Genomic DNA, 23,811 nt, shown 5'->3' on the forward strand with positions numbered 1-23,811 from the left:
TTCTCGGACCCGTATTTTTCCACATCGCGGAATTATTTCACTCAATGCGTATATCAATCCGTACTGATATCAACCGGTATGCGTCGGGACGCGCATTCGACGCGGAACTATCGAACGTCTGTCACCGAATCGCGTCACTGACGGTCGGAACGATATCTCATGACATGCGAACCAACGGACGCGGAGATGAAACGGCGACGGTTGCTGAAGACCATCGGTGCGGGAGCGCTCGCGAGCGGTCTCGCGGGGTGTAGTTCGGTTTCCACGGGGAACGAAGATGGAAACGAGACGTCGAAAGCGACCGCTTCCTCCACCGCTTCGAAAACGACCGAAGACGGGACGACCGCGGGAACCGACGCGCCGCCGTCGGACGGGAAACGGGTCGCGTTCGGCGACTGTACCGGCGTTCTCCCCGGAGAGTGTTCACCGCAGACGCTCACCGACGACATCACCGAAGACACGACGCTCGGGGGCGACTGCAATCGATACGTTGTCGAGGGAACCATCGACGTCACCGGCGCGACGCTCACGGTGACGGCGGGAACCGAACTCGTCTTCGAGCAGAACGCCGGACTCAAGATCGCCGCGGACGGGACGCTCGTCGCCGAGGGAACGTGCGAGCGTCCCGTCGTGTTCACCGGCCAGCAACGGACCCGTGGCTTCTGGCGGGGCATCTACTTCGAGGACTCCGACAACCCCAACGCGATGGCCTATTGCGTCGTCGAATACGCTGGTGGCGGAGACGAGTTCTGGCAGGCGGACGACAACGCGAACCTCGCGGTCGGCGGAAGTTCCCGACTCGCGGCCTCGAACTGCGCCGTCCGCGAGAGCGCGGCGTGGGGATTCACCTTCGGTCCCGAGGTGAACGTGGACGACTTCTCGAAGAACATCGTCACCGCGAACGCCGCGGGTGCGGGCTTCGTCCGCGACGCCTCCGCCCATCACGTCGATGGCTCCGGGACGTACGCCGGGAACGACGACGACATCGTTCACGTGTGGGGCCGCGACGGACTCGGGGCCGGTTTCGACGCGACGTGGGACGCGCTCGACGCCCGCTATCGCGTGGCCAAACTCGTCGAACTGCGAACGGACGCCCACCTCACCATCGCGCCCGGAACGACGCTCTCGTTCGAACAGGAGGCGGGCCTCAAAGTCTCGGAGTCGTCCCAGTTGACGGCCGCGGGTATCGACCCCAACACCGAGGAATCCAAACCGATAACGTTCACGGGCGAGCAGAAGACCCGCGGATTCTGGCGCGGTCTCTACTTCGAGACGTCGGACCGCGTTCCGAGCGTGCTGGAGAACTGCGTGATCGAGTACGGCGGCGGTGGCGACGAGTACTGGACCGCCGACGCGCACGCGAACGTCGCCGTTGGGGGCGGCGCTCGCGCCCGCATCACTCGCTCGACGCTCCGGGAGAGCGGCGGATACGGTTTCAACTTCGCCGAGGCGGTGACGATAGACTCGTTCGTGAACAACACCGTGACACGCAACGCGACCGGGGCGGGCCACGTCCGCGACGACCGCGCGCAGTTCCTCTCCGACACCGGGACGTACACCGGCAACGACGTGGACCGGGTGTACGTCTGGCAGCACGACGACATCGGAACGGACCTCGACGTGACGTGGGACGCCATCGATGTCCCCTACTTCGTCGATACCGGCGCGATAGAGACGTACGGAAACCTCACCATCGACCCCGGTACGACGGTCGAGTTCGGGCAGGACGCCGGACTGAAACTGCTGGACGGCGGCACCCTCACGGCCGTCGGAATCGTGCCCGACACCGAGGAGTCCAAACCGATAACGTTCACGGGCGGTCAAAAGACGCGGGGCTACTGGCGGGGCATCTACTTCCAGCAGACCGACCGAACCGAGAACCAACTGCGGAACTGCGTGGTCGAGTACGGCGGCGGTGGCGACGAGTACTGGAGCGCGGACGCAAAGGCCAACGTCGCCGTTTCGAACGGCTCCCGGGCGCGAATCGACGGGTGTACCATCCGCGAAAGCGGCGCGTGGGGATTCGACTTCTCGGACGACGTGTCCGTCGATTCGTTCACCCGAAACACTGTCACCGCGAACGCCGAGGGTGCGGGCCACGTCCGCGACGACACCGCCCACTTCCTCTCCGACACCAGCACCTACACCGGCAACGACGAAGACCGGGTGTACGTCTGGCAGCGCGACGACATCCGCGAATCGATGGCCGTGACGTGGGACGCCATCGACGTTCCCTACTTCATCGACACCGGCGCGGTGTCGGTGTACGGCGCGCTCACCATCGAACCGGGCGCGACCCTCGAATTCGGGCAGGACACCGGCCTTCGGATGTACGACGGCGGTATCCTGTCCGCGGTCGGGACGGGAGACGAACCCATCACGTTCACCGGAGAGCAGAAGACCCGGGGCTACTGGCGCGGCATCTACTTCGACGACACGAATCGCACCGAGAACGAACTGCGCTACTGCGTCGTCGAGTACGGCGGCGGCGGGAACGAATTCTGGAACGCGAAGGAACACGCGAACGTGGCCGTCACGAACGGGTCACGGCTCTCGATACGACACTCCACGGTTCGTAACTCCGCCGGATACGGCTACGAAGTCACGCAGGATTCGACGCTCACCGCGAGCGCAAATTCCGTCGTGGACAACGCGCTCGGCGCGAGCGTCAACACCTAAAAACGAGTGTTCGCGGCTCGGGTCGCGTCGTTACAGTCCGAGGAGGTCGAACGGGTAGCCGTTGTCGTTCTCGTTCGCGTGCTCGTAGACGACGTGGGCGGCCGCGACGTCCTGAATCGCCAGTCCGGTGCTGTCGAAGACGGTCACGCCGTCGTCCTCGGTACGCCCTTCCAGTTCGCCGATAACGATGTCGCCGATGTCGCCGTGGATGTCGTCGTCCGTGAGGGTGCCCTCGTTGTACGGGACGTTGATTTCGCCCGAGTGGGTTGTCTGGGCGTGGTCGTCGATGACCAGTTTCGCGTCCAGCAGGAGTTCGTCCGCGAGTTCGTGCTTGCCTTCCGCGTCGGCACCCATCGCGTTGATGTGGGTGTGCTCGCCGACGGCATCGGCGGAGACGATGGGCGTCTCGACGGGCGTCACGGTCGAGAGGATGTCACAGGACGCGGCTTCCGAAATCGATCCGGCACGAACGTCGAACTCGTCGTCGAAGTAGTCGATGAAGTCCGCGACCGCTTCCTCGTCCAGGTCGCTGATGACGACTTCCTCGATGGGGCGAATCTTCGAGATGGCTTCCAACTGGGTGTAGGACTGGACGCCAGCGCCGACCAGTCCCATGCTCGTCGCGTCTTCGACGGCGAGGTGGTCGGTCGCCACGGCGGCGGCCGCGCCCGTGCGCTTCATCGTGAGCTCCGTCCCGTCCATGATGGCGAGCGGGAACGCCGTCTCGGGGTCGCTGTAAATCATCGTGCCCATGACCGTCGGCAGGTCGAACTCCTCGGGGTTGTCGGGGTGGACGTTGACCCACTTGATTCCGGCCGCGTCCCACCCGTCGGCATCCAAATAGGCGGGCATCGACCGGAAGTCGCCGTTGTACTGGGGCAGGTCGATGTACGATTTTGCGGGCATCTGCGCGTCGCCGAGCGCGTAGGCCGCGAAGGCGTCCTCGATGGCCCGGATGAGTTCGGGCATCTGTGTGTTCTCGTCGACCGCATCCTGGTTGAGCAGGAGTGTCTCCATATTTTGAGGGATACGCGGTTCCCACTTAGTTCCATCTCTTACCGATTTCGGGCCGCTTCCACCGTCGAGTACGGCGATTTTGGATATATGTCACTACGAAACATGCAGAAAATTATCCTTTACGACGGTTGAATTGATATCCACTCTCGAACCGCTGTTGGCAGTCGTATCCGGCAAAGGTATCACTCATCGACTTGTGTCCAAGAAATCGGTTCAAATCCGATTAACGGTCATTTCTCGGACGAGGCCGACGAAAGACGGCCGAAACCCGATACGAACAGATGTGGGTTCCTCCGGGAACGACCCCCGTCAGCACCTATCTCCGTCCTTCTCCATGCTTCCGTGCTGGTGTTGCCCGTCGCCGCCCTGTTCGTGTTCGCCTCCGCTATCGTGCTCACTTCCGTTCCCGCTTCCGTCCATCGGGTCGTCTTCTCCACTGTGCTCGTCGCCACGACCCACGATTTGCACGGAATCCCGGCCGGAAAACCCGTGTTCGCCGGACTCGTCCCGCTCCCAGCGGAGTTCGGCCTCCGTCTCGTCGGCGTCGAATTCGACATCCGCGACGGAAAAGTGCAGAACCAATTCGTCGCTGCCATCTCCATCGACGTCTTCGACGTGCCCGTCGTGAATCAGGCACGCTCCGCCGCCGTCGGCGACGGCGTCCGGAGCGCCGAATCGATACCGAACTGCCTCGCCGGTCGGGTCGAACGCATCGGTTTGGCGGACGGCGACGGGGACGACGCCGCGGCTGTCGAGGTCGATTTCGTTCGATTCGCTATCCGGTTTCACGTCGATGTCGAGTTTCTGCGGGAAGTGGGCGACTGCGGTACTGCTGAGGGAAGGAACTTCGACTGCGGTCACGGCGACTCCGGCACCGGCCGTGAGGAGGCGGCGACGACCGAACTTTCGTGATTGTACATCGTTCTCGTCCGCGTTGTCTTTCGGGGTGGACACGGTACTTTCGAATCTCTGCGGCGTGAAAATAGCAATTCTGGCACGATTCTCGAAACGACCTGTTAGAACTAGCGAATGTACCGGAAACGCACCGCTATCCGGTACGAGTTCAAAAAATCGGTTCGAGTTCGATAGACGATACTTCGGGTGCGGTTGGGCGGAAATCGGCCGTTGACCGATTTCCGTCTCACGGGCTTCGCCCGTTCGACATTCGAGGTTTCTTCGAAACCTCGCTTACATAGCCTTGGCCGAGGCAACCTCGGCCGTGCAATGAAATTTCTCCTTTCGTCGAAATTTACATTGCGCCGCCCATACCGCCCATGCCGCCCATGCCACCCATGCCGCCGGGTGCGCCGCCAGCGCCTTCGTCGCCACCCTTGTCGGTGGAGAGGTCGCCGGCGGAGATGATGTCGTCGATTTTGAGGACGAGGTTCGCGGCCTCGGTGGCGCTGGAGAGCGCCTGCTCTTTGGCGTGTGCGGGTTCGACGATGCCCGCCTCGAACGTGTCTTCGACGTCGCTGCTGAAGACGTTCAGGCCAGCGCGCTTGTCGCCGTCCTCGTGGGCTGCGCGGAGGTCAACGAGCGTGTCGATGGAGTCCAGTCCGGCGTTCTCGGCGAGGACGCGCGGGACGAGTTCGAGCGAGTCGGCGAACGCCTCGACGGCCAGCTGTTCGCGGCCTTCGACGCTGTCGGAGTAGTCGCGGAGTCGGGAGGCGAGTTCGACCTCGATGGCACCGCCGCCGGAGACGATTCGGCCGTCGCTGACGGTCTGGGCCACGACGTCGAGCGCGTCCGTGATGCCGCGTTCGAGTTCGTCAACCACGTGGTCCGTGGAGCCGCGGAGGAGGAGCGTGACGCCGTGTGCGTCGTCGCCGCCGCTGACGTAGAACAGCTCGTCGCTCTCGTCGCGGGTGACGCTTCCTTCCGCCACGTCGTCTTCACTCGCGCTGTCGAGGTCCGAGACGATGGTCGTGTTGAGAATCTCGCGGAGGAACTTGATGTCGCTCTTCTTCGTGCGGCGGACGGCGAGGATGCCTTCCTTGGCGAGGTAGTGCTGTGCGAGGTCGTCGATGCCCTTCTGGCAGAAGACGACGTTCGCGCCGGTGTCCTTGATCTGCTCGACCTTCTCCTTCAGCTGGGCTTCCTCGCGGTCGAGGAAGTTCTTGAGCTGGTCGGGGTCGTTGATGGAGATTTCGGTGTCGACGTCGGTCTCCTCGACTTCGACGGCTTCGTTGAGGAGGAGAACCTTCGCGTCCTCGACCGAGGTCGGCATGTTGTCGTGAACGGGGTCCTTGTCGATGACGCCGCCTTCGAGCAGTTCGGACTCGCCCGCGGAGCGGCCGGTCTGCGTCTCGATGTTGACGTATTCGAGGTCGACGGTGCCCTCGACGGTGACCGCCTGCACGGCGTCCACGATAATCTGGCTCAGGACTTCCTTGTTGAGTTCGGCCCCTTTGCCGGTCATGCTGGTTTCGGCGACTTTGCGGAGGAGTTCCTCGTCGTCGGTATCCACTTCGTCGGCGATGTTGTCGACTTCCTCGCGGGCCTTCTCGCTCGCCAGGTGGAACCCTTTGATGACCGCCGTCGGGTGGATGTCCTGTTCGAGGAGGTCCTGTGCGTTCTTGAGGAGTTCACCCGTGACCGCGACGGCCGTCGTCGTGCCGTCACCCGCTTCGTCCTCTTGGGTTTCGGCGACTTCGATGATCATCTCGGCCGTCGGGTTGTCGATGTCCATCTCCTTGAGGATGGTCACGCCGTCGTTCGTGATGGTGACGTCGCCCATCGAATCGACGAGCATCTTGTCCATCCCTTTCGGGCCGAGTGTGGAGCGTACCGCGTCCGCAACCGCTCGCGCCGCGGTGATGTTGTGTTCCTGCGCGTCCTTGTCCTTGACTCGCTGGGAATCTTCGGACATTACGATCATCGGCTGACCTTGCATGCGCTGACTCATAGTACAAGAGCGACTATGTTTGTGCTTCTATATAAATCTTTATCCAGGCGTTCGTTAGGATACGGTATTCGATATCTTGTCAGCGTTGGAAACCACTGTAAGGCGGCCGGAAATGCGGAAATCCGTGTCGGTGGTTAACACGTCTCTTTTTCTTCGACACTCGTCTCAAACTTCTATTTATATGCTCTGATGCTCGGTGGCTCCTCGCTCGAACGTTGCCACTTTTCTTCCTCCTTTCCTCGCTCGACGCATTCGCTGGCGAGTGCTTCGTTCCGTTTCTTATCCTCCCCGTTTCCCTCGTCGTGGCTCGTCGCGGATTACTCGTCTTCCGGCACTTCCGTGTGGCCGAGCCTGAGGTTTCGATAGTAGTACATGTGTGTCGCCCCGGAGACGGTCACCAGTGCAGCGAGTCCGACCGCCCACCCGATGTCCGGGACCAGGCCGAGCGGTCCGGCGTCGAACCACGCTCCGGTCAGCAGTGTGAGACTGATACAGCCCAACACGAAATAGTACTCGGACCACGGGAGGTTGTTGTCGGGGATTATTTCGAGATACGTGTTCAGCGGTTCCGCCTGTTCCGTCAGCGTGACGTCGCCGTGTGCCGCATCGTAATCGATGAACCCCGTTTCGTCGAGTTTCGGAAGATGGGCTTGTTGCAGCGTGTTGTACACCCGCTTGCGTTGTTGTGAGGTCACTTCCTCGACGGTGACGTCGTTTTCCCACGCCGCGATTTGCGTCGCGAGCTCGCCGATTTCGACCGGTCCTTCGTTCCGTCGTAAGTAGTGAATCGCGTATCGTCGGCGTCGATTACTAAGTATCTGAAATATAATGTCTCTGGACAGCGGCGTCTTCTCCATCCCGTCGGCTCGTTTACTCATTAGATGTCGACCCGTCGACCGCGAATGTTTGTTTTCGAGAGGTGTCTCAAGCTATTTAATATTTTGCCCGGATTCAGCAGAAGTTCTCCGTTGCGTATACACGTCCGCTCTCGGTGTAGGTGATGCCGATTCCCTCTCGTTCCCAGTGTTTCGAAAGGATGTTTTTTCGGTGTTCGGGCGAATGCATCCACTGCGTCACGAGTCCGCGAGCCAACGCTCTCGCGGTTCGATACCGAACGACGTCTCCGGTATCGGTTCGTACTCGTAAATCGAAGTACGTGTACGCGATGTTTTCCCCCGCACCGCGAAGACAGTGGTAATCCTCTCGGCGATAGCGGTCGCCGGGGTCGACACCCGTCGGTGAGACGTGTTCGAAATACCCTTTCCGTCCCATATCGGCGCTGTGATTTCGCGCGATGTCGCGCAACGCGGCGTCGAATTCGAGCGGGTCGAGTCCGTGTTTCGTCCGCTCCTCGTTTACCGCGACGTGAACGTAGAACTCGACCCAGCGACGGAACCGCGTCGTGTTCGGGTTCGTGAGCCGTCCCGGCCGGTCGTGTGGCACGTCGATGACTCGTGCGCCTTGTGCAGAATCCAGCGTCCGTTCGCCGGGAACGTGATAGCCCGCGAAGTACGACCCGAAAAACAGCACTGTCAGGAGGACGAGGGCGACGGGAACGAGCGAGCGCATTCGTCTGCCTTTCGACCCCGGCGAAGATGAATGTCCGGGCGGTGTCCCTTGAACTACTCGTAGTTGACCCGCGGGTCCACGAGCACGTAGGCCACGTCCTGTACGAAGTTACCGACCAGTCCGATGAGGATGGGTATCATCGTCGTCGCCAGAATCAGACCCGCATCGCGGCTCTTGATGGCTTGGAACGCGAGCGACCCGAACCCGGGGATGCCGAACACCATCTCCACGACGAGGAGCGTGATGAACAGCATGGTGAGGGTCTCGGTGAAGAACAGCGAGACGAGCGGTAGCGCGGCGTTCCGGAGCACGTGCCGTGCGACGTCCCGCGCGCTCGCACCGTTCGCCCGGAGCGTCTTCACGAACTCGGAGGGAACGTATTCGAGCGACGTGGACCGCGCGTACCGAATCTGCACGGTGAGCAAGTTTACCGTGACGACGAATATCGGGAGCAGCATGAACGGGAGGTTCTGGGACGTCCAGAGTCCGTATCGACCGTCGAAGTACGACGCCTGAATGCTCACCCGTTCGAGGACGATGAGCGACGACCAACTCGCCAGCCAAAAGCCCGGCATCCCCAATCCCGGGTACGTGACGGCGGTGACGAGGCGGTCCACGTAGCCGTGCTGATGCACCGCCGAGTACAGGCCGATGTACGTTCCGAGGATGGTGGACAACACGACGGCGGGAATCAGATAGACGAGCGTGAGCGGAACCGCGTCGGCTAACAGATTCGTTACCGGCGTGCCCCCGATGTTCGTCCCCCAGTCGAACGTCGTGTACGCGACGATCCACTTCACGTACCGGTCGAGTATCGGTTGGTCGTAGTTCCTCGCCGCACCGTAGGCGTGTTCGGCCTTCTCCACCGACCCGCCACCCATCCCCGCTAAGAGCCCCGCGGTTCTCTGGTTCGGGTCCGGCGCGTACGCGTACACGAGAAAAATGGATGAGAGGAGGAGGTACGCCGCGAATATCGTCCAGAGCGCCCGTTTGGCGATGTATCGACGCACGCTACGGCACCCCGTCCGCTCGCGGTTCCTCGTCCTCGACCGGCGTTATCGGTGCCGTCCCGCGTCGAGTCGGCAGTGAACTCGTCCCCATGCTATTGATGCCCACAATTCGTCCCTCCCGAATAAATGTTTCTTGTGTTACAGACCTCTCGCCGATGTCGAATCGGGCACCCCGACGGACGGCCCGCCTACCGATGGCCATATTTTTTATACCCCTGTTGCATTGTTAGCGTTAGTCTGTCATTGAATTGTCTCGTCCGCGGGTGAGACTCCCGCCGTCACGGGATACGAGAGAAGGATTCGACCGCCCATGGCTACACGAAACGACACGTTCGATACGATAGAATGGAGCGAGTACACGACCGACTCGCGGTCGATAGCGCGACGAACGGTAGCGTTTTCGCTCGTCGCGCTCGCGGTCGCTCTCGGGTTTCTCTACGACCTCTTCTTCTTTCCCGACACCGAACCCCTCGTTTTCGAGTGGAACCCGACCCCGCTGGATTGGATATTCACGCTTTCGCTCGCAATCTTCTTCTGTTACGTTCTCGTCCCGCTCGCCCAAAATCGGGAACTAACTCGCCGTCGCTGGGAGCAACTCAAAGCGAATCCGGTCGCCGTCGCCAGTCTCGGCTATCTCGTCTTCTTCTTCGTTACCGGACTCGTCGCGCCGATGTTCCTCTCTCCCCTTCGGGACGCCATCGTGGCCGCGGACGGGTTCCGATACGATATCACACCGTACCAGCCCCCGTTCGGGTTCACCGTCCCGTTCTACGGCATCGGCATCACGCGCTGTGTCGGCCAGTTGGCGAACAACGCGTGTCACGGAAGTCTGATTCACCCCCTCGGAACGACCGGAAGCGGGGAAGACCTGCTGATAGAAATCCTCCAAGGCATGCGCGTCGCGCTCGAAGTGACCCTCATCAGCGCGACGCTCATCGCGCCGCTCGCGACCGCCGTCGGAACCGTCGCGGCCTACTTCGGCGGCAGGGTGGACGAAGTGCTGATGCGCTACGTGGACCTCCAACAGGCCATCCCGCCGCTGTTCGTCTTTCTCCTCCTCCAAGCCCTCTACGGCGGGAGCATCCTGCTCATGATCGCCGTGTTCGGGTTGCTCAGTTGGGGAAGCACCGCCCGGCTCGTTCGGAGCGAGGCGCTCCAGAAGACCGAACTCGGGTTCGTCCGCGCCGCGAAAGGTGCGGGAAGCGGCCACCTCCGGGTCATCCGCGACCACCTCCTTCCGAACGTATCGAGCACCGTCCTCGTCTCCGTGACGCTCCAGATTCCGACCCTCGTCCTCATCGAGGCGATGCTCGGCTACTTCAAACTCCACGGTGACGGGCAGAACTCGTGGGGCTATCTCATCTACGCCGCGTTCCACAACGACTTCCACCCGACGTTCCTCTGGTGGGCGGAGGTGATCCCGGTGGTCCTCATCGTCCTCACCGTCGCCTCGTTCAGCTTTTTGGGCGACGCGCTCCGCGAGATTCTCGACCCCAGAACGAGGGAGGGACTGTGACCGACCCGTTGCTTTCCGTGTCGGGACTCCGGACGACGTTCGAAACGTCCCGCGGGACCGTCAAGGCGGTCGACGGCGTTTCGTTCGACGTGAACCGCGGGGAGACGGTCTGTCTCGTCGGCGAAAGCGGCTCCGGGAAGACCGTCGCCTGCGAGTCGATAACGCGGCTAATTCCGACGCCGCCGGGCGAAATCACGGACGGTCGAATCGTCTTCGACGGCGAGGACGTCCGCGACTGCTCGTCGAGCGAACTCCGCGAGATTCGAGGCGACCGCATCGCGTACGTCTTTCAAAACCCACAGAACGCGCTCGACCCGGTGTACAGCGTCGGACGTCAAGTCGCCGAATCCGTCCGCTACCATCGGGACGTGAGCAAGAGCGCGGCCCGTCGCCGCGCAGTTGAACTCCTCGACCGCGTCGGGATTCCGAAGGCCGAGGTTCGGGCGGACGACTATCCCCACGAGTTCTCGGGCGGGATGCGCCAGCGCGTCGTCATCGCCATGGCGCTGGCGGGCGAACCCGACCTGCTCATCGCGGACGAGCCGACGACGGCGCTCGACGTGACCATCGAGGCTCAGATTCTGGAGTTGCTCGCGGACTTACAGGACGAGCGCGACATGGCGATTCTGTTCGTCACCCACGACCTCGGCGTCGTCGCCCAAATCGCCGACCGCGTGGTCGTGCTGTACGCCGGGAAGGTGATGGAACGAGGGAGCGTTCACGACATCTTCGACCATCCCGCCCATCCGTACACGCAAGCGTTGCTCGCGTGTCTCCCCGGTCGCGGCGCGAGTTTACAACCCATCGGCGGGTCGATGGCCGACCCGGTATCGCCGCCGTCGGGGTGCCGGTTCCATCCGCGGTGTCCGCACGCGACCGACGATTGCGAGCGGAGCGGACAACCGCCGTTGCAGGGCGTGACGGATTCCCAACACGCGTCGTGTATCTTCTACCGCGAGGACCGCGATTCGTCGGTCGTCCTCGGCGCCGATCCCGAACCGATACCGGAGGAACGGCAATGAAAGCGAATGAAGCGAACGACCCGACCGGAACGGACGCGACGGCCGACCCGCACGAGGAGTACCATTCCGCGCTCCTCTCGGTCCGCGACCTGAAAAAGCAGTATCCGGTCACGGAGGGAATCACCCGAAAGGAGACGGGCCGAATCCGCGCGGTGGACGGCATCTCCTTCGACGTGTTCCCCGGCGAGACGGTCGGACTCATCGGCGAGTCGGGGAGCGGGAAATCGACCGCCGCGACGACGCTGCTGTCGCTCGAAGTCCCGACCGACGGAACGGTCGTGTTCGACGGCGACGACATCGGTACGTTCGACCGCACCGAAACCAAGGCGTTCCGCCGCCGCGCTCAAATGGTGTTTCAGGACCCGACGACGACGTTCGACCCGCGGATGACAATCGGCGAGTCGGTCGCGGAACCCCTCTCTATTCACGGCATGACCGACGCCGACCAGCGCCGGACGATAACCGAGGACTTGCTCGGTCGCGTCGGCCTATCGGCGGAGGAGTTCGACCGTTACCCGCACGAACTCTCCGGTGGGCAAAAACAGCGTGCGGCGTTGGCGCGGGCGTTGATTCTGAACCCCGACTTGCTCGTCTTGGACGAACCCGTCTCGGCGCTGGACGTGTCGGTGCAGGCCGAGATTCTGTCCCTGCTCTCGGATTTGCAGTCGAAGTTCGACCTCTCGTTGCTCCTCATCAGCCACGACATGGGTGTCGTCCGCGAAATCTGTGACCGCGTGGCGGTGATGTATCTCGGCGAAATCGTCGAACGCGGTCCGACCGAAGACCTGTTCCGCGACCCGCAACACCCCTACACGCGAGCCCTCGTCTCGGCGATTCCGACGCCGGACCCGGATGCGGCAACCGACCGTGTTCCCCTCCGCGGCGACGTTCCCGACGCCGCCTCGCCGCCGACGGGGTGTCGGTTCCATCCGCGCTGCCCGGCGGTCATCCCCCCCGAGCGGTACGACTTCGAGCAGGACGAGTGGCGGTCCGTCATGGACCTCCGCGTCGCGGTCGCGGACGAGGACGTGAACCTCGACGCGCTTCGAAAACTTGCAGTCGCACGTGGTGCCGCCGAGAGCGAAGGGGCAGTAACCGATACCCACCTCCGCTCCGCGCTCCGCGAGGAGTACGACATTCCCGACGAGTTGACCGACGCTGACGCCGAATCGGCGCTGTCGGCCGCCCTCTCGGACGTCGTTTCGGGGACCATCGAAGATGCGGACGAACGACTTCGGGTGGAGTTCTCGACGATTTGCGAACGGAGGGCTCCCGAGGAACGGGCGACCGGTGCCGGACATCCGGCGGCGTGCCACCTCCACGATTCGGTGGCGGAACCGGACGAGGAGTGGGAGTGGGCGTCGGTTGACTGATACCGAACCCCGGGACTGGGATTTGAGCTCGCCCGGACATTCCTGCTCGCCTCACATTCGTTCGGCTGCGCGGGCCGTGTCCGGGCTGCTCGAATCCAGTATAACGTTTTCTTGTTCGCCGCTTCGATGAGCACCGCAGAGCGGGTGCTCATCGGTTAGTTCACTCGAAAACGCCGGGACTGGGATTTGAGCTCGCCGAGACGTTCCGGGTCACTCACTTCGTTCGCTTTCCGGGCATGCGACTCGTCTGCTCAAATCCCTCAGCGATTTCTCGCTCCAGTCGACGTAAGCACACGCTACGCGGTGCTTACGGATTTGCTTCGCGGAGAAATACGCCGGGACTGGGATTTGAACCCAGAATCCCATAAGGGAACACGCTTTCCAGGCGTGCGCTTTGCCATTCGGCCATCCCGGCCTACCAATTCGTTACCCGGTGTTGCTTTTAAACCCTTCTGTTCTAGTTGAGTACCCCTTCGCCGACGTAACTGAGGACCGGCGCGCCGACCGCGACGACGAGCGTCGCCCCTGCCTTGACCGCTATCGAATATCGATAGCCGCTGATTAGCTCGTAGCCTTGCAGGAGGACGAGAAACGAGAGGACGCCGATTGCGCCCCACAGCAGACTCGTCTTGACGCGGGGATTCACGGTTACTCGGTGCTGGCGATGGCCTCGATTTCGACGCCCACGCCCTTGGGCAGGTTGGCGACCTCCACCGCGCTCCGCGCCGGTGGGTTGTCCTGGAAGTACTCCTGATACGACTCGTTCATCTCGTCGAAGTCCTCGATGTCGTCCATGAACACCGTCACCTTCAGCACGTCCTGCATGGTCAGGCCCTCCTCTTCGAGGATGCCCTTGACGTTCTCCAGACTCTGGCGCGTCTGGACAGCGATTTCCTCGTCGTCGAGGAGTTCGCCGTCGGGTGTCATCGGAATCTGTCCCGCGGTGAAGAGGATGTCTCCGTTCGTCGTCGCTTGGCTGTACGCTCCCACTGCTTCCGGGGCGTCCTGCGTGCTGATAGTTCGCTTCATGTCGGTGTCTTCGGTTCCTATAACTTAAACCTACGTCAAAAGGGTGCGAAAAATCGAACGACCTGCAAGTCAGACGAGGACTTCCACGTCGAACCCGTTTTCGCGGAGCGAGTCGAGGAGTGCCTCGACGTGTTCCGGCCCGCGGGTTTCGAGGTCGAGTTCGACCTCCGTCGCGTTCATGCCGATATCGCGCGAGGTGCGGTCGTGCTGGATGGCGTAGATGTTGGCCTGCGCGTCGGCGATGACGTCGAGGAGCGTTCGGAGCGACCCCGGTCGGTCCTTGAGGACGGTTTTGAGCTTCACGTAGCGGCCGGTTTCGACCAGCCCGCGCACGATGACCGTCGTGAGGAGGTTCATGTCGATGTTGCCGCCGCTGAGGACGGGAACGACGACCTCCCCGTCCTCGTAGTCGAACGCGCCTTCGAGGATTGCGGCGAGCGACGTCGCACCCGCTCCTTCCACGAGCGTCTTGCCCCGTTCGAGCAGGTAGGCGAGCGCCACCGCGATTTCCGAATCCGAGACGGTGACCACCTCGTCCACGCGCGAGTCGATGACGTCGAATGTCTGCTGGCCGACGCTCCGGGTGGCGATGCCGTCCGCGATGGTGTCCACGCTGTCGAGGGTCTGGACCGACCCCTTCTGGAGCGAGTCGGCGACGCTGGACGCGCCGTCCGCCTGCACGCCGACGACGCGAACGTCCGGGTTTCGACCCTTGACGGCGGTTGCGATGCCGCTGATGAGGCCGCCGCCGCCGATGGGAACGACGACGGTTTCCACCTCGGGAAGGTCGTCCATGATCTCCAGTCCGATGGTCCCCTGCCCCGCCATCACCTTCTCGTCGTCGAAGGCGTGGACGTAGGTTCGACCCTCAATCTCCTCGATTTCGTGGGCGTGCTCGGCGGCCTCGTCGTAGTCCTCGCCGTGGAGCACCGCCTCCGCGCCGTAGTTCTCCGTCGCGCGGACCTTCGAAATCGGCGCGTGTTTCGGCATGACGATTTTGGAATCGACCCCGCTCCGAGTGGCCGCCAGCGCGACGCCCTGTGCGTGGTTGCCCGCGCTGGCCGTGACGACGCCCGCGTCCTTTTCTGCCTCCGAGAGCGTCATGATGCGGTTGGTCGCGCCGCGAATCTTGAACGACCCCGTTCGCTGGAAGGTCTCCAGTTTCATGTGGACCTCCGCCCCGGTCATTCGAGTAAACGTGTGAGAATAGTCGAGCGGTGTGTGGCGGGACGTCTCGGCTACCCGGTCCCGCGCCGCCAGCACGTCTTCGAGCTCTAGCATGGTTGTCGGTAGTTTTTGCGACGCTTTATCGTTTGGGAACCGAATCCGGGAATTCGGTGACGGTTGGAAGAAGAGAGACCGATTTTGAGTGAATATCTGTGGCGCTCACGGTTACTCGCTGGGGAGTCGGTCGGAAATCGATTCGATTTGCCGTCGATCAACAGGAAACGGTTCTCGTTTCCCCCTCTCCGGTCTCGAAGACGACTGTTTCGTCGAACTGGTCGTGACTCCCACCCCGTCCGAGCTCACTCCGATGTCGGACCCGAACTCGGTTCGGAACGGCATCTTTCAACGTCATCGTCGCATCGTACCTGACGAGTGCTTCCTCCAGCGTACAACTGCTTGCTCCTTGCTGTTGTCTGTCGGCGACGACGACGAGGAGCGTGTCGGTATCTTCGTCGATTCCGACCGTCTCCAGCACCGTCTCCATACAACTCCGTCCCCCGCTTTCGATTTGCCCGGCAATCCGGATTTGGTTTTTTGCGCCGATTCGAGAAACGGTGACGCCGTCCTGCCAGCACGTGAACAGTGGTTCCATGTGAGTCTCGGCCTCGAATTCGGTCTCCTCGATTCTGCCGGTACTGAGTGATGTACCGTTTCCGAATTCGGTGAGGAGACCCCTGTAATCGGAGAGAAGAGCTACTACCCCGCCAACCGACGCACAAACGGTCCGTCGTCTCATAGGGAGTGTCAGCACCGCCCATGAAACTATCTTGTCATGACTCAAAGAACCATTTGAGATACACCGATTCGGATTTCGGCGGTCGTATCCGACCCGCTACGTCCACCGAACTCATCGAACCGGTACAGAAACGCCTTTCTGTTCCCCACTCCCCCTACGAAACGATGCAGGTCTCCGAGGCGGTTCCACAGTTCGCGGAGGCGTTCGCCTTCGAGGAGTTCAACCGGATGCAACGCGAGATGCTTCCTGCGCTGCTCGAAAGCGACGAGAACGTCGTCGCTAGCGCGCCGACGGCGAGCGGAAAGACGGCGCTCGCGGAACTCGCCATCTGCAAGGCGCTGCGCGACGACGGAACCGCGCTGTTCATCGCCCCGCTCCGGGCGCTGACGAACGAGAAGGAAAGCGACTGGGAGCGGTTCGAGGACCTCGGCTACTCCGTCTACGTCGTCACGGGCGAGCGCGATTTGAATCCGCGGCGCGCCGAGCGCGCCGACATCCTCGTGATGACGCCCGAGAAGACCGACTCGGCGACCCGGAAACACGATTCGGCCCGCTATTCGTTCATCACCGACATCGACTGCTGTGTCATCGACGAGGTGCACTTGCTCGATTCGGAAAAGCGCGGTGCCGTCCTCGAAGTCACCATTTCGCGCCTTCGCCGCCTCTGTGACCCCCGCGTCGTCGCGCTGTCCGCGACGATGCCGAACGTGAGCGACGTGGCCGATTGGCTCGACGCGCCGCCGGAGACCACCTTCGAGTTCGGGGACGACTACCGTCCCGTCGATTTGCACGCGGACGTGAAGACGTACACCCACGGGGACAATTCCTTCGCGGACAAGTACCGGCGACTCTACCGTGCCCTCGACCTCGCGGAGCCGCACATCCGCGAGGACGGGCAGGCGCTCGTCTTCGTCGCCTCCCGACAGGACACCGTACAGGCCGCGAAGAAGGCCTGCGACGAAATCGCCGAGCGCGACATCCCCATCGGCGCTCGCGGCGACTACGATTTCCACACCGAAACGCAGGAACTGCGCAACGAAACCCTGCGGAACTCCGTGCTCGACGGGGTGGCCTTCCATCACGCCGGACTGGCGAAGAACGACCGCGATAGGGTCGAGGAGTGGTTCAAGCAGGGGAAGATTCAGCTCCTCTTTTCCACCTCGACGCTCGCGTGGGGCGTCAATCTCCCCGCCCGGTGCGTCGTCTTGCGCGACACCAAACTGCACGACCCGCTCGAAGGCGAGGTGGACATGAGTCCGCTCGACGTGCTCCAGATGCTCGGCCGGGCGGGCCGTCCCGGCTACGACGACGTGGGCTACGGGTGGGTCGTCTGTGACTTCAAAGATGCGGACAAATACCGGAAGCTCCTGCGCGACGGGAAGGAGATAGAATCCAGACTGGCGGAGGACTTGGACTCGCACCTCAACGCCGAAATCGCCATGGGGACCATATCGGACTTGGACGACGTGATGTCGTGGCTCAGGACGACGTTCTACTACGTCCGCGCCCAGAGCAAACCCGACGAGTACGATTTCGAGAACCACCGCGAACGCGTCAGAAACACCCTTCAGCGCCTCGTCTCGCGCGGCTTCGTCGAGCGAGGTGACGACCTCAAAATCGAGGGGACGGCGCTCGCCGTGCTCGCCTCGAAGTTCTACCTTGACCTCGATACGGCGGAACGGTTCCGCCGTCTCGCGGAAACCGAGGAGATAGACGCGTCGAAAATCCTCGAGACGGTCGCCGGTGCGGCAGAGTTCGACAGCGTGAGTTCCCGCCAGTCAGAGCGCGACGCCATCAACTCCGTCCTCGTCGGGCAGGATTCGGGCGACCTCGAAGCGGGCGGGCGGAAGGTACTCGCCATCCTCCGCTCCAGCATGACGGGTTCGACGCCGGGCGACCTCAGAAGCGACGCGTGGGTCATCCAGCAGAACGCGGTCCGGTTGTTCGCGGCGCTCCGGGCGTTCCTGAAGCGCCTCGACAGGCCGTTCGCCGCGAACCTCGTCACCAGAATCGAGGCCCGCGTGGAGAACGGCGTCGGCGAGCGTTCGGTCGGCCTCACCGCAATCGACGGCGTTGGTGCGGGGCGAGCCAGCAAACTGGCGACGGAGGGCCTCGAAACCCCCGCCGACGTGTGCGAGGCGGGCGTCGATGGACTGGTCGCTGCGGGCCTCTCGGAAGGCGTCGCAGAACAGGTCGAAGCGAGCGCGCGGAAACTCCCCGACGTGGAAGTCGAGTGGGGGTCGTTCCCGACCCGAATCGGTCGCGGTGAAAACGACATGCGCGAAGTCACCGTGCGAAATCACGGCGACGGCGAGCAGGCCGCGATGGACGTGACCGTCAACGGGGTCGAGATGACGACGAAATCGACCTACCTCGACGGGGAAACGACCGTCCCCGTCGGCGTCTTCGGCGGTACCGACGACGAGATGGAGTTCACCGTCCGCGTCGCGTTCCCCGACGTCCCCCTTCTTCCATTTACTGACGCTCGGTCCGTGCGGGTCGAGTGAGCAGTTCCTCACGCAACTCCGCGGGCGAGGAGACCACCACGTTCGCCATCGAGAGGTCGAGGTCCTTCGCGCCGTTCGGGTAGCCGACGCAGTACGTCCCCGCCCGAGCCGCCGATTCGACGCCGTGTTCCGAGTCCTCGACCGCCGCACACTCGTCCGCTCGATAGTCGAGCAGTCCGGCCGCGTACTCGTAGATGGCGGGTTCCGGCTTTCCCGGCGCGTCGATGTCGTCCGCGCTGACGACCTCCTCGAACTCCAAGTCGAAGCGGTCGATGACGATTTCTATCCAGTCGTGCGGCGACGACGACACGAGGGCAACCTCCACGCCGTCCTCACGCAGGCCGTCGAGCAGGTCGTGGAACCCGTCCATCAGCGAGACGTGCTCGCCGTAGAGATCCTCCGCGATTTCGTTGTAAAGGGCGACGAACTCCTCTTTCGTCACGTCCGTTCCGTACTCCGCGTCCAGATAGTCGTAGATTTCGCGGTAGTTCATCCCCGTTATCTCGTTGTCTCCGATGTCCTCCACGCCGACCTCCGGGAAGATGGTCTCCTCTTCGAGTTCCACCCAGAAGTCCTCGGAGTTCACGATAACGCCGTCCATGTCGAACAACACAGCGTTGGATCCCTGCATTTCTATCTTCCTCTGTTCTCCCGTTTCCCTCAAAACCCTTCGCCCGAACCTTTAAATCCGAACCCGAGACCAACCCGGGCCATGACCGACACGATTCGCGTGTTCGCCGGGGACTGCACCATCACCACGGACGGCGACACCAAAGAACGGCGGCGCGGCGAGATGGTCGCCCTGTTGAAACCCGACGACACCCTGCTCGTCCACGACGTGGACGGCTACCAACCGGTCGAGTGGCTCACCCGTGCCGAAACGGCCCACGCCTCGCTCGACGGCGATTCGTTCACCCTCGTCGCGGCGACTGACGACCGCCGCGTCCGCGTCGATTGTCACGCCTGTCACGGCATTTCCCGCTACCCGGGGTCCGTGGCCGGGATTCCGGTCGGGACGTGCCCGCACTGCGACGGTACGCTCACGCGGGCGAACGGGACGGTCTCCTGTCTCGGTTGTCGCCGGGAGTACCCGATTCCGCGCCACGCCAGCGTGGACGACGACACGTGCGATTGTGGTCTGCCGACCATGCGCGTCGAACAAGGTGCGGAATTCGAACTCTGCATCGACCGCGACTGCGGGACGGTGTTGGAGGCCGTTCGGGAGCGGTTCGACAGGGAATGGGACTGTCCCGAATGCGGAGCGGACATGCGGATTTTACGCCGCGGCGGTATCATCGCCGGATGCGACCGCTATCCCGACTGTGACACCGGTTTCGGCGTTCCGAACGGCCGAATCGTGGATTCGTGCGACTGTGGCCTTCCCGTCTTTCGAACCCGGACCGGACGCCGATGTCTGAACACGAACTGCGAGGAGTTCCAAAAATCGCGGTCCGGGAAGTGAGTCCCCGGTCGAGCGTGACCGAGCGAAATCACGACCGGCACCGGTGTTTCCCGGGAGTGGCGAGTCCTCGGCCGTGGAAAAGTCGCAGTGCCTTTGATGCCCCACGCTACAGAAGAGGTATGGATGGAACCCTACGCGACGACGAGGTACACGTCGGCGGCGACGCCCGCCAGCGGTACTACGATTCGCGTGGCTACGGTCGCCCGCTCGGTGGCAACGAGGTGGCCTTCTCGCGCGTCGAGGCCGCTCACCTGTTGCTCCGTGGCGACCTCGATTCGGTGGACGGCAACGACTTTCGAGCGTTTCTACAGGAATCGACGGGCAACGGGTTCGCGTCTCGATTTCTCGTCTACGCCGACCTCCGGGAACGCGGGTTTTACCTCTCGCCCGACCGGGAGGGCTGGGTGTCGGACGCTCGGACCGATTCGGATTTCGTCGTCTATCCCCGCGGAAGCGGCCCGTGGGACGACGAGGTGCTGTATCGGATTCGCGTCGCAAGCGAGCGCGAGACGGTCCCCGTCTCGGAGTTGGGCGATACCGTCCTCGCAATCGTGGACGAAGAGAGCGAGATAACCTACTTCGAGACCGACCGCGTGGACGTTCGGGGAACGACTGACCACGACGTCCCGACCGACCTGTCGGGGTCGCTCATCGCCGACCGCGTGTTGCTGTGGAATCCCCCGGACGAACTCCACGGGAAGTCGTTTTACGGCCAGCAGATGGGCGGCCGCGACGCGACCGGTATCCTGCAGTTGTCGCTCGTCGAGGCCGCACACCTCGTCGCGGAGGGAAACCTGTCGGTTGACGGTGGCTACGAGAAAATCGTCGAGCGCGGCGAGGAGGTCGAGGGTGACCGGTTCGACCGGCGGTTGCTGGTGTACCGAACCCTCCGAGACCGGGGCGTCGTTCCGAAAACCGGCTTCAAGTTCGGTGCCGACTTTCGAACCTACGCCGACGTGGAGTCCGTGGAGAACCTCGGCCACTCCGAGTTCCTGATTCGGGTGCTCCGGGACGGCCACGAGTTTTCTCCCCGCGACCTCGCGCTGGACGTTCGATTGGCTCACGGGGTTCGAAAACGGATGGTTTTTGCACTCGTCACCGACAACGAACGAATAGACACTTGGCTGTCGGTGACACGACTTACACCATGACACGAGACGATTCATCCGAGACGGGAAGGGAACCCGTCCCTGACGGCGGCACCGCGACGGGAGAGGACGATGTTGTCCTCGACCCGTGGGGGTCGGCGACGGTCTCCGATTACCGCAAACTGTTCGAAGAGTTCGGCATCGAGGAGTTCGACGACGTGCTCCCCGACGTTCCGAACCCGCACTACCTGATGCGCCGGAGCGTCATCTTCGGCGACCGTGGTTACCGCCGCGTCGCTGAAGCCATGCGGAACGACGAACCGTTCGCCGCGCTGTCCGGGTTCATGCCGACCGGCGATCCGCACATCGGGCACAAACTGGTGTTCGACGAACTCATCTGGCACCAACAGCAGGGCGGGGACACCTACGGCCTCATCGCCGACCTCGAAGCTCACAGCGCCCGCGGCCTATCGTGGGAGGAAATCGACGAGCACGCGCGCGACTATCTCCTGTCGCTCATCGCGCTCGGATTCGACCCCGAGGAGGGGACGCTGTATCGCCAGTCAGAGAACCGCGAACTGCAGGATTTGGCGTTCGAACTCGGGTCGAAGGCGAACTTCTCGGAGTTCCAGTCCATCTACGGCTTCGACGGCGAAACCAACGTCTCGCACGTCCAGAGCGTCGTCACGCAGATGGCCGACATCCTCTACCCGCAACTCTCCGAGCCGAAACCGACCGTCATCCCCGTCGGCCCCGACCAAGACCCGCACGTCAGGCTGGCGCGCGACTTGGCGGTTCGGATGCGGTACTTCGGCGTGACGAAGGCCTACGCGAGTTTCGAGGCCGACGAGGAGGAACTGTCGCACGTCGCGGCGGCGTACGAAGCGCGCAAGGAGTACGCGGACGACCCGGATATGCCCCGCTGTGAGGACGCGGCGGCGTGGTTGGCCGAACACGGCGACTCCGACGTTCCGGCCGTCGAGACGACGATTTCGAAGCTCGAAAACGCCGGGATGGAACCGCTTCGTCCCCGCGTCCGGTTCCTCGACCGCAACGCGACCGAGGAAGCCTACGACTCCCTCATCGACGCCATCGAAGGCGAAAAGCGGGTCTTCGACGAGCACATCGACGTGTTCGATTACTCGCGCGAGGACGCGAAAGCGTTGGCCCGCGAGGTGGAGATGGACAACGGCGGCTACGGGTTCATCATGCCCTCGTCCATCTACCACCGGTTCATGACCGGGCTGACGGGCGGCAAGATGTCCTCGTCGATTCCGGCGAGCCACATCAGTCTGATGGACGACCCCGAGGACGGCTACGACAAGGTGAAATCCGCGACGACGGGCGGGCGCGAGACGGCGGAAAAACAGCGCGAGTTGGGCGGGAAGGCCGACGAATGTCCGGTGTACGAACTGTACGCCTACCTGCTCGCGGGTGACGACGACGAGTTCACGAAGCGGGTGTACGACGAGTGCGTCGGCGGTGAGCGACTCTGTGGCGACTGCAAGGAACAGGCCGCCCAGTTGATGCGCGAGTTCTTGGAGGACCACCAAGAGAAGCGCGAGGAGGCGGAAGAACTGTTGGACGGTCTCGACATCGAATTGGGGTCCTCGCGCCGGTAGCTCGAACCGGTTCGCACTCGTACTTCGAAAAGCGCTTTGCGGACGGCTTTAAAGGTAGTACTAGATGAATCGCCTCCGTTTGCTGTTAGGACTCGGCGCGTTCGGCGTCGTCGGTGGTGGCCTCTCGATTTGGTACGGATTCAGAAACGAGATGTGTACCGTCGGTACCGGCGTCCAGAGCCAGTGCGGTCCGAACATCATCTTTCTGATTCCCGGCATCCTCCTCACACTGGTCGGAATCGGGCTCCTTCTGATGGCCTATCAGCGCGGTTCGTCCTCCCGGTCTCCACCTCTCGGTGGGTGAAACCGGAACGCGTCAGTACATCCTCGTCCAGTCACTTCTCGACGACGACACACGGCGTGGCGGCGTCCACGAACCCCTCCGCTTCGGCATCGACCAGTTTCCAGTAGTTCCGAGTGTCCACACCCGTCACTTCCCGAACGACCTCCTCGCTGATGACGTTCGCGCCGCTCAACACGAGTTCGAACGATTCGCGCTTTCTGCCCTCGAACTCCCTGTCGAACGTCTTCCTGCTCTCCTCGTTCGGGTAGTTCAGGATGAGATGGCCGCCCTCACTGACGTGCGAGTAGAGGCTCTCGATAGCCCGCCGCGGCTCCTCGACGAAGTAGAGCGTGGCGACGCTGTACACCACGTCGAACCGTCGGTCGGTGTCGAGGTCGGGCAGTGAATCGACGGCGAAGTGGAGGTTGTCGAGTTTCTCCTCGGTCGCTTTTTCCGCGTTGTCCCGAACCACCGTCTCGGAGATGTCGAAGCCGAACACCTCGATGTCAGGGTGGCGCTCGGCGAGGAGGAACGGGACAACCCCGGGGCCACAGCCGACGGATGCGAACTCCTCGGGCGTTCCCTCACGCTCGAAAAACCGCTCCACGAGGTCGGCCATCCGCTCGCCGCCGATGTAGGCACAGCGGTCGTAGTTCGCCCTGTCGTAGAACCGCTCCCAGTCCATCATGGAGTTCCCATGGCGGGGCACGGAATAAACTCCTCCGAATCGTCCACACCGTCCCCGAGTCACGTGTCGTGTCCCGTG

Annotated in this window: 21 protein-coding genes and 1 tRNA gene; 9 read left to right on the forward strand and 13 right to left on the reverse strand. The window is 62.7% G+C overall.

The features are described from left to right. The first annotated feature begins 159 nt into the window (after window positions 1–159). Window positions 160–2,679, forward strand: a complete 2,520-nt coding sequence (locus tag B208_RS0111750) for a right-handed parallel beta-helix repeat-containing protein (RefSeq protein ID WP_007982266.1) — start codon at window positions 160–162, stop codon at window positions 2,677–2,679. 30 nt (window positions 2,680–2,709) lie between these two features. On the opposite strand, the gene B208_RS0111755 is transcribed toward B208_RS0111750, so the two are convergent. The 6 genes from B208_RS0111755 to B208_RS0111780 form a co-directional block, all read right to left on the reverse strand. After that, the gene (locus B208_RS0111755) at window positions 2,710–3,696 is read right to left on the reverse strand and encodes an alanine dehydrogenase (RefSeq protein WP_007982268.1); all 987 of its coding nucleotides are present in this window, start codon (window positions 3,694–3,696) and stop codon (window positions 2,710–2,712) included. Between the two features lie 309 nt (window positions 3,697–4,005). Next, window positions 4,006–4,650 carry a hypothetical protein gene (locus B208_RS0111760; RefSeq protein ID WP_007982270.1) on the reverse strand — a complete coding sequence of 215 codons (645 nt, stop codon included), beginning with the start codon at window positions 4,648–4,650 and terminating at the stop codon, window positions 4,006–4,008. A 295-nt stretch (window positions 4,651–4,945) separates the two neighbouring features. Further along, window positions 4,946–6,601, reverse strand: a complete 1,656-nt coding sequence (gene thsB / locus B208_RS0111765) for a thermosome subunit beta (protein WP_049805640.1) — start codon at window positions 6,599–6,601, stop codon at window positions 4,946–4,948. 317 nt (window positions 6,602–6,918) lie between these two features. Next, a complete protein-coding gene (locus B208_RS0111770; protein ID WP_018128888.1) occupies window positions 6,919–7,479 on the reverse strand; it encodes a DUF7344 domain-containing protein in 561 nt (186 codons plus the stop codon). A gap of 73 nt (window positions 7,480–7,552) precedes the next feature. After that, window positions 7,553–8,170 (reverse strand): CAP domain-containing protein, encoded by a 618-nt coding sequence (locus B208_RS0111775; protein ID WP_007982276.1) that lies wholly within the window; start codon window positions 8,168–8,170, stop codon window positions 7,553–7,555. Between the two features lie 53 nt (window positions 8,171–8,223). Beyond that, a complete protein-coding gene (locus B208_RS0111780) occupies window positions 8,224–9,180 on the reverse strand; it encodes an ABC transporter permease (protein WP_007982277.1) in 957 nt (318 codons plus the stop codon). Between the two features lie 310 nt (window positions 9,181–9,490). On the opposite strand from B208_RS0111780, the gene B208_RS0111790 reads away from it, so the two are divergent. The 3 genes from B208_RS0111790 to B208_RS0111800 are packed head-to-tail and all read left to right on the forward strand — an operon-like array spanning window position 9,491 to window position 13,091. After that, window positions 9,491–10,696, forward strand: a complete 1,206-nt coding sequence (locus B208_RS0111790) for an ABC transporter permease (protein ID WP_007982278.1) — start codon at window positions 9,491–9,493, stop codon at window positions 10,694–10,696. Continuing rightward, window positions 10,693–11,718, forward strand: a complete 1,026-nt coding sequence (locus B208_RS0111795) for an ABC transporter ATP-binding protein (protein WP_007982279.1) — start codon at window positions 10,693–10,695, stop codon at window positions 11,716–11,718. Before B208_RS0111790 ends, B208_RS0111795 begins: the two co-directional genes overlap by 4 nt. Continuing rightward, window positions 11,715–13,091, forward strand: a complete 1,377-nt coding sequence (locus tag B208_RS0111800; protein ID WP_007982280.1) for an ABC transporter ATP-binding protein — start codon at window positions 11,715–11,717, stop codon at window positions 13,089–13,091. The genes B208_RS0111795 and B208_RS0111800 overlap by 4 nt, the downstream gene beginning before the upstream one ends. Window positions 13,092–13,424: 333 nt before the next feature. Here B208_RS0111800 and B208_RS0111805 read toward each other — a convergent pair. From B208_RS0111805 to B208_RS0111825, 5 genes are all read right to left on the reverse strand, one after another. Beyond that, a tRNA-Ser gene (locus B208_RS0111805) sits at window positions 13,425–13,506 on the reverse strand. Window positions 13,507–13,548: 42 nt separating this feature from the next. After that, complete coding sequence (locus tag B208_RS0111810; protein WP_007982281.1) at window positions 13,549–13,737, reverse strand: hypothetical protein; 189 nt, start codon at window positions 13,735–13,737, stop codon at window positions 13,549–13,551. Between the two features lie 2 nt (window positions 13,738–13,739). Then, a complete protein-coding gene (locus B208_RS0111815) occupies window positions 13,740–14,120 on the reverse strand; it encodes a Rid family detoxifying hydrolase (protein ID WP_007982282.1) in 381 nt (126 codons plus the stop codon). A 69-nt stretch (window positions 14,121–14,189) separates the two neighbouring features. Continuing rightward, window positions 14,190–15,401, reverse strand: a complete 1,212-nt coding sequence (ilvA, locus tag B208_RS0111820) for a threonine ammonia-lyase (protein ID WP_007982284.1) — start codon at window positions 15,399–15,401, stop codon at window positions 14,190–14,192. 157 nt (window positions 15,402–15,558) lie between these two features. Further along, a complete protein-coding gene (locus tag B208_RS0111825) occupies window positions 15,559–15,939 on the reverse strand; it encodes a hypothetical protein (protein ID WP_007982286.1) in 381 nt (126 codons plus the stop codon). 308 nt (window positions 15,940–16,247) lie between these two features. Here B208_RS0111825 and B208_RS0111830 point away from each other — a divergent pair, with 308 nt between their 5' ends. Next, the gene (locus B208_RS0111830; protein WP_007982289.1) at window positions 16,248–18,590 is read left to right on the forward strand and encodes a DEAD/DEAH box helicase; all 2,343 of its coding nucleotides are present in this window, start codon (window positions 16,248–16,250) and stop codon (window positions 18,588–18,590) included. Here the strand turns inward: B208_RS0111830 and B208_RS0111835 are convergent. Further along, a complete protein-coding gene (locus B208_RS0111835) occupies window positions 18,559–19,221 on the reverse strand; it encodes an HAD family hydrolase (RefSeq protein WP_007982291.1) in 663 nt (220 codons plus the stop codon). The genes B208_RS0111830 and B208_RS0111835 overlap by 32 nt on opposite strands. An 81-nt stretch (window positions 19,222–19,302) precedes the next feature. Between B208_RS0111835 and B208_RS0111840 the strand changes: the two genes are divergently transcribed. The 4 genes from B208_RS0111840 to B208_RS0111855 all read left to right on the forward strand — a co-directional run bounded on the left by B208_RS0111840 (window position 19,303) and on the right by B208_RS0111855 (window position 23,066). Continuing rightward, window positions 19,303–20,052 (forward strand): topoisomerase DNA-binding C4 zinc finger domain-containing protein, encoded by a 750-nt coding sequence (locus B208_RS0111840; protein ID WP_007982292.1) that lies wholly within the window; start codon window positions 19,303–19,305, stop codon window positions 20,050–20,052. Between the two features lie 119 nt (window positions 20,053–20,171). Next, window positions 20,172–21,203 carry a tRNA-intron lyase gene (endA, locus tag B208_RS0111845; RefSeq protein ID WP_007982294.1) on the forward strand — a complete coding sequence of 344 codons (1,032 nt, stop codon included), beginning with the start codon at window positions 20,172–20,174 and terminating at the stop codon, window positions 21,201–21,203. Continuing rightward, window positions 21,200–22,762, forward strand: a complete 1,563-nt coding sequence (locus B208_RS0111850; protein ID WP_007982296.1) for a tryptophan--tRNA ligase — start codon at window positions 21,200–21,202, stop codon at window positions 22,760–22,762. The genes endA and B208_RS0111850 overlap by 4 nt, the downstream gene beginning before the upstream one ends. A 64-nt stretch (window positions 22,763–22,826) precedes the next feature. Further along, window positions 22,827–23,066 (forward strand): hypothetical protein, encoded by a 240-nt coding sequence (locus B208_RS0111855; protein ID WP_018128890.1) that lies wholly within the window; start codon window positions 22,827–22,829, stop codon window positions 23,064–23,066. Window positions 23,067–23,097: 31 nt separating this feature from the next. Here B208_RS0111855 and B208_RS0111860 read toward each other — a convergent pair whose 3' ends face one another. Then, window positions 23,098–23,733, reverse strand: a complete 636-nt coding sequence (locus B208_RS0111860; RefSeq protein ID WP_007982301.1) for a class I SAM-dependent methyltransferase — start codon at window positions 23,731–23,733, stop codon at window positions 23,098–23,100. Window positions 23,734–23,811: the final 78 nt, after the last annotated feature.

Source organism: Haladaptatus paucihalophilus DX253 (assembly GCF_000376445.1).
Taxonomy (GTDB): Archaea; Halobacteriota; Halobacteria; order Halobacteriales; family Haladaptataceae; genus Haladaptatus; species Haladaptatus paucihalophilus.